General features: G+C 55.5%; 11 protein-coding genes and 1 tRNA gene. 4 read left to right on the top strand and 8 right to left on the bottom strand.

Annotated features, from left to right (window positions below; genetic code table 11):
• Nucleotides 1–8: 8 nt before the first annotated feature.
• The gene (gene carA / locus ACR0DE_RS13250) at nt 9–1175 is read right to left on the bottom strand and encodes a glutamine-hydrolyzing carbamoyl-phosphate synthase small subunit (protein WP_170393471.1); all 1167 of its coding nucleotides are present in this window, start codon (nt 1173–1175) and stop codon (nt 9–11) included.
• 182 nt (nt 1176–1357) lie between these two features.
• Here carA and ACR0DE_RS13245 point away from each other — a divergent pair, with 182 nt between their 5' ends.
• Nucleotides 1358–1840, top strand: a complete 483-nt coding sequence (locus ACR0DE_RS13245; protein WP_170393469.1) for a GatB/YqeY domain-containing protein — start codon at nt 1358–1360, stop codon at nt 1838–1840.
• On the opposite strand, the gene ACR0DE_RS13240 is transcribed toward ACR0DE_RS13245, so the two are convergent.
• From ACR0DE_RS13240 to ctaD, 4 genes are all read right to left on the bottom strand, one after another.
• A complete protein-coding gene (locus ACR0DE_RS13240; protein WP_170393467.1) occupies nt 1841–2326 on the bottom strand; it encodes a DUF2244 domain-containing protein in 486 nt (161 codons plus the stop codon).
• 46 nt (nt 2327–2372) lie between these two features.
• Nucleotides 2373–2972 (bottom strand): DsbA family protein, encoded by a 600-nt coding sequence (locus ACR0DE_RS13235; RefSeq protein ID WP_480753655.1) that lies wholly within the window; start codon nt 2970–2972, stop codon nt 2373–2375.
• 83 nt (nt 2973–3055) lie between these two features.
• Nucleotides 3056–4084 carry a bestrophin family protein gene (locus ACR0DE_RS13230; protein ID WP_480753653.1) on the bottom strand — a complete coding sequence of 343 codons (1029 nt, stop codon included), beginning with the start codon at nt 4082–4084 and terminating at the stop codon, nt 3056–3058.
• A 162-nt stretch (nt 4085–4246) separates the two neighbouring features.
• Nucleotides 4247–5905 carry a cytochrome c oxidase subunit I gene (ctaD, locus tag ACR0DE_RS13225; protein ID WP_170393460.1) on the bottom strand — a complete coding sequence of 553 codons (1659 nt, stop codon included), beginning with the start codon at nt 5903–5905 and terminating at the stop codon, nt 4247–4249.
• Between the two features lie 278 nt (nt 5906–6183).
• Here ctaD and ACR0DE_RS13220 point away from each other — a divergent pair, with 278 nt between their 5' ends.
• Nucleotides 6184–6603 carry an HIT family protein gene (locus ACR0DE_RS13220; RefSeq protein ID WP_170610159.1) on the top strand — a complete coding sequence of 140 codons (420 nt, stop codon included), beginning with the start codon at nt 6184–6186 and terminating at the stop codon, nt 6601–6603.
• Nucleotides 6604–7089: 486 nt separating this feature from the next.
• Nucleotides 7090–8025: a cation diffusion facilitator family transporter gene (locus ACR0DE_RS13215; protein WP_480753651.1), complete on the top strand. Its 936-nt coding sequence runs from the start codon at nt 7090–7092 to the stop codon at nt 8023–8025.
• A gap of 314 nt (nt 8026–8339) precedes the next feature.
• On the opposite strand, the gene lipB is transcribed toward ACR0DE_RS13215, so the two are convergent.
• Nucleotides 8340–8996 carry a lipoyl(octanoyl) transferase LipB gene (gene lipB, locus ACR0DE_RS13210; RefSeq protein ID WP_170595979.1) on the bottom strand — a complete coding sequence of 219 codons (657 nt, stop codon included), beginning with the start codon at nt 8994–8996 and terminating at the stop codon, nt 8340–8342.
• A gap of 39 nt (nt 8997–9035) precedes the next feature.
• Nucleotides 9036–9695 carry a DsbA family oxidoreductase gene (locus tag ACR0DE_RS13205; RefSeq protein WP_480753649.1) on the bottom strand — a complete coding sequence of 220 codons (660 nt, stop codon included), beginning with the start codon at nt 9693–9695 and terminating at the stop codon, nt 9036–9038.
• A 129-nt stretch (nt 9696–9824) separates the two neighbouring features.
• On the opposite strand from ACR0DE_RS13205, the gene ACR0DE_RS13200 reads away from it, so the two are divergent.
• Nucleotides 9825–9911: transfer RNA gene (locus ACR0DE_RS13200), tRNA-Leu, on the top strand.
• 79 nt (nt 9912–9990) lie between these two features.
• Here the strand turns inward: ACR0DE_RS13200 and ACR0DE_RS13195 are convergent.
• Nucleotides 9991–10257, bottom strand: a complete 267-nt coding sequence (locus ACR0DE_RS13195) for a helix-turn-helix transcriptional regulator (protein WP_480753647.1) — start codon at nt 10255–10257, stop codon at nt 9991–9993.
• Nucleotides 10258–11149: the final 892 nt, after the last annotated feature.

The raw sequence follows: 11149 nt of genomic DNA, 5'->3' as shown, positions 1-11149 counted from the left end.
ATTCGCCTTTAAGCTTGTGCTTTTTGATCCGCCATCGCCGCGGCAAAGCGTTCGAACAGGTAGAAACTGTCCTGCGGGCCGGGTGACGCTTCTGGATGATGCTGCACCGAATAAACCGGGCGACCTGTCATGCGGATACCGCAGTTCGAGCCGTCAAACAGAGAGCGATGCGTTTCGACTACGCCATCGGGCAGTGTTTCCGCGTCCACGGCGAAGCCGTGGTTCATCGAGGTGATCTCGACCTTGCCGGTTTCCATATCCTTGACCGGATGATTGGCACCATGGTGGCCGTGGTTCATCTTGATCGTCTGCCCGCCAAGCGCCAGTGCCAGCATCTGATGGCCTAGGCAGATGCCAAAGACGGGCAGATCTGTTGTATCCAGCACTTCCTTTATCATCGGAACAGCATATTCGCCGGTAGCCGCCGGATCGCCGGGTCCGTTTGACAGGAACACTCCGTCCGGCTTGTGTGCCAGCACCTCCGCAGCCGTTGCGGTGGCGGGCAATACGGTTACGTCGCAACCCGCCGAGGCGAGGCAGCGCAAGATGTTGCGCTTGGCACCATAGTCGATCGCGACCACCTTGTGCATCGGAGCTTCCTGACGCTGGTAGCCATCGGGCCAAGCCCAACGCATCTCATCCCAGCGATAGCTTTGGGCGCAGGTGACTTCTTTGGCCAGATCCATCCCTTCGAGACCCGCAAAACTACGCGCTGCAGCAATCAGGGCTTCGATATCGAAGTTTCCCTCGGGATCATGAGCCAGCGCCACGTGCGGTGCGCCTTGCTGACGGATCGCGCGGGTCAGGCGGCGGGTATCGACGCCGCCGATTGCGATGCGACCACGGCGGGCCAGCCAGCTTTTTAGCTCTTCTGTCGCGCGCCAATTCGACGGCTCGGTCGGGTCCCATTTAACGACCATCCCGGCTGCCACCGGGTCGCCGGTTTCGTCATCTTCGGGATTCACTCCGACATTGCCGATATGCGGGAAAGTGAAGGTCACGATCTGACCCGCATAAGAAGGATCGGTCATGATCTCTTGATAGCCCGTCATGGCGGTGTTGAAACACAACTCGGCCTCGGTTTGACCGGTTGCGCCGAAGCCCACACCGTAAAACAGGGTTCCATCGGCCAACGCCAGACATGCGGTGGGCTTGGACGGGGCGTTCTGGGCCATGGCGCGACTCTCCTGCAAGGTAAACGGGCGCATAACTAAGTGGGTTATACGCTAGGGTCAAGTCTGTTCAAATTTTGGGCTATTGTTAAAAATCAATGAGTTACAATTAATGTCCACTGTTGTACCAACCTTTTTGTTTCGATATGGTCAGGGTTCCTTTGCCATGGGGATGGACAGACCATATGGATATGCGATCACGGGTGAACTCTGCCCTGAAGCAAGCTATGAAAGACAAAGCCGCCGAGCGTCTTTCGACACTGCGCCTGATCAATGCGGCGATCAAGGATCGTGATATTGCTTCGCGCGCCTCTGACAATGAAGAGACCAAAGGCTGCGGCGATGCCGAAGTGCTTGAAATTCTGGGTAAAATGACCAAGCAGCGCAAGGAAAGCGCACGCGCCTACGAAGAGGGTGGACGCCTTGATTTGGCCGAGCGGGAACTGCGCGAGGTTGAGGTGATTGAGGAATTCCTGCCCAAACAGCTGGACGACGACGAAGTTAGCAAGGCCATTCAGACCGCCATCACGTCTACTGGGGCGGGCTCAATCCGCGATATGGGCAAGGTGATGGGCGAGTTGAAGTCGCGCTATACCGGTCAGATGGATTTCGGCAAAGTAGGACCGATGGTCAAAGATCATCTTTGCGCTAACTCGAACGGCGCTTAATCACGTCGATTTGCGCAGTTTCTGACTCAGATCATCAAACAGCGCGATCCTCTCGTCTTCGGACAGGAACGCGCCGATCTCAACTTCGCGCCCATCGCCGATCAGCGTTACGTAGTGGGGTACCGGACCACCGCTGGTGTGCATTTCGGGACGGGCCCAATGGCGGTTGCAGGTCCATTCCTGATCGCCCTTGTCTGGGTGGTGGTGCACAAGGTGGGCTTGCGTCTGGCCTAAGGTCAGAACCTCGAACACGCTGCGCGCGCGATAGTTTGTCTGGATTGCCAACCAGAGGCCCAGAACCGTCAGCAGCAGGAACGGCAGCAGACCCCACAGGACGATCGAACCCAACATCGCCAGCAGCGGGATCAGTCCGAACAGAAACACCGACAAGATGACGGTCATTGCACCACGTGGTGGCAAGGAGTTGTGCGGCCAAAGCCGCAGTTCCTGTTCAGCGTCCGAGTTTTCTGTCCATTGATAAGGCATGGCGAGAACCTAGCTCAGACCGGCGCAATGTCGAAGCAAAAATCAGTCAGACAACGTGGCCGACGCGGACCCATGACAGGGCATCGTCCAGCCGGTCATCGCCCCAGAACACTTCGTCGCGGACAACAAAGCTGGGTGCGCCGAAAACCCCCAGTTTGATGGCCTTGTTTGTCTCATCCTCCAAGGCTGCAACAGCGTCCGGGCTGCGGGCACGGGCAAGCATCAGGCGTGGATCTTGTTGGCACCGAAGCAGGGCTTCGGAAATGGCGCTTTCGCTACCGGCTTCAATCCCGTCCTCGAACCAGATCCGATAAAGATTTTGCGTGAACCCCGCGCCCCAGCCGTCCTGCATGCCCAGCAAAGCCACCTGATTTGCCAGCGCCAGGTCAGAAATTGGATAGGGGGCGGGAAGTTTGGCGTGGATGTGATATTTCGCGGCGCGCCGCTCAATATCGCGCCACATATAGGCCGACTTCACCGGTTTGCCCGCGAAGGGTACATTTTGCTGTTCCGACATCACCGTGCGCACGTTGAAGGGGCGCCAGGTTACCGTCGCATCGTTTTCTTCGCACCAGCCATCCAGGCGCGTGATGGTCAGAAAACTGTAAGTGCTGCCGATTGAATACCAAAAGTCGATCTCGGGCATAGCAAGGCTCCTGTCAAAAGGGGCTTTGCCAACCAGAATACCGCAAAACGGAGGTTTTTTCGATCTTTGCCCAATTTAAGTGGTCAAAGTAGCGCTTTATCGATGGGTTCTGTCGGCTGAGGGACAGTGCCGCAGGATGTCATCTGGCGCAGGTCGATTTCGATCATGCGGCAGATGGACGAGATCGGAACATCGGTTACGTCGCCTTCGAACGTGTCCTCCATCGAGGCGCTGACCCGCTCAGTCAAGAAGAAAATCCAGCAACCCAACGCCCCGATCGGAGCAAAGACTGCCCAGTCAAGCAGAACGGATTTTGTTACCGAGTAGCCCATGCCAGCGGTGATCGAGCGTTGGTCATTCAACGCCAGCGGTAACATGAAGATAAAAATATAGCTGAAGATGCGTCCGACCTCGGCGACCTGCCGTGGGAAGGGGGTATTCTTGATACGTTCGCTTTGGCCTTGCGCGTCTGCAAACCGTGCTAGCCGGTTCATCAGCGCCACATGCCAATCGGGGTCGATCTTGCCGGATTGCGCCAGTGAAGAAAGCCGCTCACCCTGAAGAAACAACAGGTACGCGGCACGGTTGGATTTCCCTTCGAGCAGAGGCAAATCAGCCGCCAGTTGGGTATCGCGCCAGCATTCGGGTTCCTGATGCAGCGCGATTTTGTCCACAACCGGTTTGTGTCCGAACATCCACGGGCGGCGGGCACGTCCATGCGTTGCGGGCTGGCGCAGCTGAAATGCCAGCATGTTGAGCCAAGCGATATGACGTTCCAGCAATTCACGCCGTATCTCGGGCGCAAGCGGCGTGCCGTCAGCCTGAACCAGATTGCTGATCGTATTGCCCCAATCGCGGCTGGCGTTGACGATGTCCCCCCAGATCTTGCGGGCCTCGACCCAGCGGCCATAGGCCGAGGTGTTCTTGAAACCCAGAAAAAATGCCACTGCCAAACCCAGCATCGTGACCGGTGGGCTGGAGTTCGAGATCAACTCAAGCGGAGTAACTTCATCTACTAGTTTAGCAGGAGTATCCAGGCCATGACGATGCAAATGAACCCGGCAGAGCCTTTGACCAGTTGCCGAAGTGTGATGCCGTGATGGGAGAATCATGTGGCGCGCACCCGTCTTAGATTATGCTGTTTTCGCAAACACTAGCGGCCTGATCTTTGGTGCGTCTACGTGTTGGGTGCAGCAAGTTGCGGACTGGGGGCATAAAAAACACAAAGCCCCGCGCGGGGCGGGGCTTTGCTGAGTTTGGTTTGGATGGCGGGATTAGTGCGCGTGGCCCTTGTCCCAGTCTTCCTGCTTGGGCAGCTGCTCGAACGTGTGTTCAGGCGGCGGCGTGGGCAGGGTCCATTCCAACGTATCCGCGTATTCGTTCCACGGGTTCGGGCGTGTCTCTTTCGCACCACGCAGCAGGGCGTAGATCACGATGCCGAAGAACAGCAGGAACGAGGCGAACGAGATGAACGCACCAATCGACGAAACGAAGTTCCACTGAGCAAACGCTTCAGGGTAGTCGATATAGCGGCGTGGCATGCCCTGACGGCCCAGGAAGTGCTGCGGGAAGAAGGTCAGGTTGGCGCCGATGAAGAACAGCCAGAAGTGAACCTTGCCCCAGAACTCGGAATACTGACGGCCCGTCATCTTCGAGAAGTAGAAGTACACGCCAGCGAAGATCGCAAAGACGGCACCCAAGCTCATCACGTAGTGGAAGTGCGCAACGACGTAGTAGGTGTCGTGATAGGCACGGTCCACGCCGGCCTGCGACAGCACAACGCCGGTCACACCACCAACGGTGAACAGGAACAGGAAGCCGAAGGCGAACAGCATCGGGGTTTTGAACTCGATCGAGCCGCCCCACATGGTCGCGATCCACGAGAAGACCTTAACGCCGGTCGGAACCGCGATGACCATCGTGGCCAGCATGAAGTAGGCCTGCTGGCGCAGCGACATGCCAACGGTGTACATGTGGTGCGCCCATACGACGAAGCCCAGCACACCGATCGCGATGATCGCCCAGACCATCGGCAGGTAGCCGAAGATTGGTTTGCGCGCGAAGGTCGCGATCACGTGGCTGATGATGCCAAAGCCGGGCAGGATCACAATGTACACTTCCGGGTGGCCAAAGAACCAAAGGATGTGCTGATACAGGATCGGATCGCCGCCACCGGCCGGATCAAAGAAGGTGAAGCCGAAGTTGCGGTCCATCAGCAGCATGGTGATCGCGCCTGCCAGAACCGGCAGCGACAGCAGAATCAGCCACGAAGTGACGAAGATCGACCAGCTGAACAGAGGCACCTTGAACAGTGTCATGCCCGGGGCACGCATATTCAGGAAGGTGGTGATCATGTTGATCGCGCCGAGGATCGAGGAGGCGCCCGATACGTGCACGGCGAAGATCGCAAGGTCCATGGACATGCCGCCTTCGGTCGTCGACAGCGGTGGATACAGAACCCAGCCAACACCTGAACCAAGCTGGTCATTACCACCGGGGCTGAGCAGCGAGGCGACGCCCAGCGAGGTGCCAGCGACATACAGCCAGAAGGACAGGTTGTTCATCCGCGGGAACGCCATGTCCGGCGCGCCGATCTGCAACGGCATGAAATAGTTGCCAAAACCGCCGAACAGGGCAGGGATGACCACGAAGAACATCATCAGAACACCGTGATAGGTGATCATTACGTTCCAGAGGTGACCGTTGGGGGTACATGGATCGGCCATGAAACCTTCGAGGCACATATACTGAACACCGGGGTGCATCAGTTCGAGCCGCATATAGACAGTCATCAGAACCGAGATCAGACCGGCAAGGGCCGAAAAGACCAGGTAGAGAATCCCGATGTCCTTGTGGTTGGTCGACATGAACCAGCGGGTGAAAAAGCCGCGCTGATCTTCATGCTCGTGACCATGAATGGCTGCGTCTGCCATTAGGTGCCTCCTGTTGCAACTGTACCGCGCAGTCGGACCTCTCCAACGCGCGGGATTCCTGCTGGTTTTAGATTGCGAAGGGGCGACCTTCAATGGTCGAGTTTGATCTGGATCAAGATTAATTGTCGCGGGCAGACTGTGCTGCGCGATAATCTGACCTCGGATGCGAGGGATTTGGGGATTCAGTCCGCGATTACAAGTGGTGACGGGGAAACCCGCTTGACCCGCATCAAGCGGCGCATCAGAACAACGGGTAAGTCCAACACCGGAGGCCTGTAATGACCGCTTATGATCCCGAAAATGTCTTTGCCAAGATCCTGCGCGGAGAAATCCCGTCAAACCGTGTGTATGAAGACGACGACACCGTCGCGCTGATGGATATCATGCCCCGGGCGGACGGGCACTTGTTGGTGATCCCCAAAACCTCCTGTCGCAACATGCTGGATGCAACGCCCGAGCAACTGGCAGCGGTGATGGCGACGGTACAGAAGATGGCTCACGCTGTGAAAGAAGCGTTTGACGCTGATGGCGTCACCGTTCAGCAATTCAATGAGGCCGCAGGCGGGCAAGAGGTATTTCACCTTCATGTGCATGTATTGCCGCGCCACGAGGGCGTCTCGATACGCCCGCCCGGAAAAATGGGCGATTTTGACCTGATTGCTCAACACGCCGACAAGATCCGCGCGGCACTGACCTGATCCACCTTCGAAGCGAGCTGTCGCAGGCGTCGTGATCACCAAAAGCATGGAGCACGACACTTGCGTAACATCGCTGCCCGTCGCAGACCTGAGGAATACGGATCAGTCTTGTTCCATTCATTTCATGCGTGCGATCCGGACTCGTAAAACATCAGGCTGCTGTCCGGCGATTTCATTAGCCCGGTTCAAGTTTTTCCATTTGCACTTTCGAGTGTGAGCAAAGCCTCTAATTGGGCCAGCGGGTGGCCAGATCTTGGCCATGGCGTACGCATTGCAACCGCCGCAGCGCGGTTTCGTCATAGCGGCGCCGATTACCCGCAGTAGGTTCGAACGGCGGTAGAAGTCCAGAACCGGATCGTAGGTGCTTTGAATCCAGTGCGAAATGAGGGAGCCCCGATTGCATTCATTTTCGAAAACACCCCCTTGAACCTCTAGTCACTAGAGGAATTATGTAGCATGGTGATTCAGTAAATAGGACACACTAAAATGGCTCATCAGCATTCCCACAAAGGGCACAGCCACGCGCATGTTGATCCGCAGGCCGGAGATGCGCGCGTTGCCTGGGCCATCGCGGTCAATATGTTCTTGACGCTGGCACAGATTGTGGGCGGGGTTATTTCAGGGTCGCTTGCCTTGATTGCGGACGCCTTGCACAACCTGTCAGATGCGATTGCGCTGGTCATCGCATTCTTTGCCCGCAAGATCGCTCGTCGACCCGCAAACGCGCGTATGAGTTTCGGGTATGGCCGGGCCGAGGTTGTAGCGGCGCTGGTTAACTACACAACACTGATCGTTCTGTCGTTCTATCTGCTGTACGAAGGCGTAATGCGGTTTGTCGAGCCCGAGCCGGTTAATGGCTGGATCGTTGTCTGGATCGCTGGGATCGCATTGGTCGTCGACCTTGTCACCGCTATGCTGACCTATTCCATGTCCAAGGACAGCATGAATATTCGTGCGGCATTCCTGCACAATGTGGCCGATGCATTGGGGTCTGTCGCCGTGATTGTCGCAGGTACCGCTGTAATTGTCTTCAACTGGACTTGGGTCGACCCAGCGGTCACCATCATGATCTCACTTTACATCCTTTGGCACGTCAAATCCGAGATCGGTGAAACCATACGCGTTCTGATGTTGGGCGCGCCAACAGAATTGGATCCGGAAGAGGTCGCCACAGCCATTGAAGGCGTATCGGGCGTGGCAGGAGTTCACCACGTCCATCTGTGGAGCATGCAGGAGCGTGAGCCCGCGCTGTCGGCGCATCTGGTCATCAAACCCGACGCACAAGATAGTGCCGAGGATATCCGGGTGATGGTCAAGCAGGTTCTGCAGAACAAGTTTGGGCTTGGCCATGTTACGCTTGAAATCGAAGCCAGCGAGCACGCTTGCGTCGGATCAACCCGATTTGGGCATCAACAGATTTAGGGGCCTAAAACGAGAATTGCCGTTCCGATATGGGGTCGGAACGGCAGACTCGTAACCAAACACTTTCACGGATTTCGCAGGGCAGCCCTGAGATCACCGGTTAACACACCACTCACTCATGAACGGTCATTACATACTATGTGGTCAGATGGCGTTTGTAAGGAGAGGATGTGAAGAATCCCTGAATTTGAGGCGAATTGAGACCATTCAAAGGAATTTTCTGAATGATATTCGAAACAGAGTGCCCCAAATACTAGCATTGTCTTTTGCGTATTCTGGCCAGATCTGTCCGAATACGTGGAATCACCTATAAACTAGGCGCCTTCGGTGGCGAAGACCTCATCAAAGGTCTTTTTTAGCGCAACATCGACGTCATCCATGGTCACCGGCAACCCAAGATCGACCAGTGAAGTCACCCCGTGTTCCTGAATTCCGCAGGGCACGATACCGGTGAAATGGGACAGGTTCGGCTCGACATTGATTGAGATACCGTGAAAGCTGATCCATTTCCGCAGGCGAATGCCGATGGCCGCGATCTTGTCCTCGGCTGGCTGGCCGGTGATCGTCAGCGGCTTGTCTTGCCGTTGCACCCAGACGCCCACGCGGCCGTCGCGGATCTCACCGGTGACATTGAACTCGGCCAGAGCCGCAATCACCCATGCCTCAAGCTGCTGCACAAAGCGGCGCACATCATGACCGCGTTTGCCCACATCAAGCATGACGTAAACAACGCGCTGACCGGGGCCGTGATAGGTGTACTGTCCACCGCGCTTGCTTTCATAGACCGGAAAGCGATCCGGATCGGTCAGATCTTCTCGCTTGGCAGAAGTCCCAGCGGTATAAAGCGGAGGGTGTTCCAACAGCCAAATGCATTCGTCCGCTTCACCCGCTGCAATCGCGGCAACGCGCGCCTCCATGAAGGCAGTGGCCTCGTCGTAGTCGATCAGCCCGTCGGTAGTCTTCCATTCCATGCTCGTTCCTTAGACCGTCTGCGGGGCAGGGGGAAGGGGTCAGGCGGCCTCGGCCAGGCAGCGTTGCAGGACCTGCGCATAAGTGTCCGTGCCCTGTGCGCCGGTCAGCAGATATTTCCCTCCAAACACCATCGAAGGCACGCCCGAGATACCCTGGCTGGTCCAGAACTGTTGTTTTTCACGCACCGGTTGGGCATGCGCACCTGATTCAAGTGCGGTTCGCGCCGCCTCCGGGTCGAGCCCGGCCGTCTCGACCGCGCCCATCAACACTTCGATGTCAGAGACATCCTGTTGCTTGGTGAAATAGGTTTCGAACAGGGTCAGTTTCAGCGGATGCTGACGCCCCTGTGTTTCCGCCCAGTCAAGCAGTTGATGCGCGGCAAAGGTGTTCACGATTCTGCTGTCATCAGTGAAATTGAAAGTGAACCCAAGTTCAGTACCCAACGCAGTCAAACGCTCGCGCGCCTGCTGGCTTTGTTCGGGCGTCGAGCCATATTTCTCGGCAATATGCTCCCGCAGGTTCTGCCCCTCGGGGCCCATGCTGGGGTTCAGTTCGAACGGATGCCAGCGCAATCGGGCCAGCACATTCTCTTGCTTCAGCGCGGCATCGAGTTGACGAAAGCCGACAATACACCACGGACAGACCACATCCGAGACGACATCAATCTGCACTGTAGGGCGGGGATCGGGCGAGGGCATGGCTGCTCCAGATTGCATTGTATCGCGGTTAGATATGGCTAAAGCACGTGATTTCAATCGGCTGTGTTTTTGCCTCTTCACATCGCGCGGCTCAGCGTCTATACGCCCCTCTACCAAGTCATTGGCAGTGCGGTCGTGGCGGAATTGGTAGACGCGCAGCGTTGAGGTCGCTGTGGGGTAACACCCGTGGAAGTTCGAGTCTTCTCGACCGCACCAAATTCAACCCCTAAGTGGCAGAAACAAATATATTTTTGTGTGGCTCCTGAATTCAGCCCCACAATTGGCCCCACATCCGTTAAGCCCCGTTTTCTGGCCTTTCGATCCAATACTTGATTTCAGATACTTTGACTACGGATCTGCTACCTACTTTGTAGATCCTAATGTCTCCGTTTTTGCTGGCCCTATATAGCGTGTCTTTCGATACACCGAACCATTTAGGCGCCTCGATCAGCGGTACATAAAGCGGAGCGAATTCAGGCATCGCCTGGGCGGCCTCGCGAATGTATGCGATGTCGATCTCATCGACACCGCGAGCTACTTCGAATTTGCTTTGATAAGCCATGTTGAACTGCCTCAGTGGTATATTGTTTGTGTTCGCTTTGGGACTTCATTGTCGGTTGCGAACCTTGAGGCGGTAGTATCACGAAAATTCTATTCGTCCAGACAAAGCCAAAACATGATGCCAGGTGTCCCCTGATTGTCAAATAGTATATTTAAAACAATATGTTAATTCACTTAAATGATCGCATTAAAACAGCGCTGAGAGCCATTCATTTGCGGTAGTTGTTCAGTGTCAGTTCGCTAGAGACATAGCGCTCCGATAAGTAGGCAGTTTGTGGAGCCGTTTTTTTCCTCCCAAAAAGCGGGTAGCCCGCCTAACTTCTTTAGGTCCCTTCGTATTGTTCGCATAGGAGTTGGCGGTTTCCCTGACAATTTTTGTGCTAGATCACGTGCGCTTTGTGCGCAAACTCGTACACAACATAGCAGACATGAAAAACGACGCAGATCTCATGTGCGCGATGGAACTGATGCTGAAAAAAGTGGATCATGATCCAATCTCCCCGAGGTGGAAAAGGTGTCTAATTATGTGTATAATGTGTATAATAAGAAAATTGAAGTGTCAAGCATTTGACGCACTATGTGTATAGTATTATTCTTGGCCTATGAAAAAACTCGGTGAAAGCCCCCCGCGAAGACTGCAAATACTGATGACTGATGAGGAACTCTCGGACATCAAGACATACACCCATCAAAATGAGATCTACGGACGTTCGGCGGCAATCCGTGAACTTGTGCGTATCGGACTAGAAGCGGAGAAGGCTGCCGGTAGGTTCAAAAAGGAAGGCTAAGCCGACCCAACAATCCTTGTGGATATTTCTTACATACTCAGGGAAATTGTTTTCTTTTGTATGGAGTAATGCAGACAGCCCCCAACTTTTTGTTTTTGGCAACCA

It is taken from the genome of Ruegeria sp. C10 (assembly GCF_056537805.1).
Note: the sequence above shows the minus strand (reverse complement) of the source record. Positions and strands in the feature narration are given on the sequence as shown.

Excerpts from the sequence above, each read along its gene's own strand:
- carA (WP_170393471.1), bottom strand. The coding sequence starts at position 1,175 with ATGGCCCAGAACGCCCCGTCCAAGCCCACCGCATGTCTGGCGTTGGCC.
- ACR0DE_RS13245 (WP_170393469.1), top strand. The coding sequence starts at position 1,358 with ATGGATATGCGATCACGGGTGAACTCTGCCCTGAAGCAAGCTATGAAA.
- ACR0DE_RS13240 (WP_170393467.1), bottom strand. The coding sequence starts at position 2,326 with ATGCCTTATCAATGGACAGAAAACTCGGACGCTGAACAGGAACTGCGG.
- ACR0DE_RS13235 (WP_480753655.1), bottom strand. The coding sequence starts at position 2,972 with ATGCCCGAGATCGACTTTTGGTATTCAATCGGCAGCACTTACAGTTTT.
- ACR0DE_RS13230 (WP_480753653.1), bottom strand. The coding sequence starts at position 4,084 with ATGATTCTCCCATCACGGCATCACACTTCGGCAACTGGTCAAAGGCTC.
- ctaD (WP_170393460.1), bottom strand. The coding sequence starts at position 5,905 with ATGGCAGACGCAGCCATTCATGGTCACGAGCATGAAGATCAGCGCGGC.
- ACR0DE_RS13220 (WP_170610159.1), top strand. The coding sequence starts at position 6,184 with ATGACCGCTTATGATCCCGAAAATGTCTTTGCCAAGATCCTGCGCGGA.
- ACR0DE_RS13215 (WP_480753651.1), top strand. The coding sequence starts at position 7,090 with ATGGCTCATCAGCATTCCCACAAAGGGCACAGCCACGCGCATGTTGAT.
- lipB (WP_170595979.1), bottom strand. The coding sequence starts at position 8,996 with ATGGAATGGAAGACTACCGACGGGCTGATCGACTACGACGAGGCCACT.
- ACR0DE_RS13205 (WP_480753649.1), bottom strand. The coding sequence starts at position 9,695 with ATGCCCTCGCCCGATCCCCGCCCTACAGTGCAGATTGATGTCGTCTCG.
- ACR0DE_RS13195 (WP_480753647.1), bottom strand. The coding sequence starts at position 10,257 with ATGGCTTATCAAAGCAAATTCGAAGTAGCTCGCGGTGTCGATGAGATC.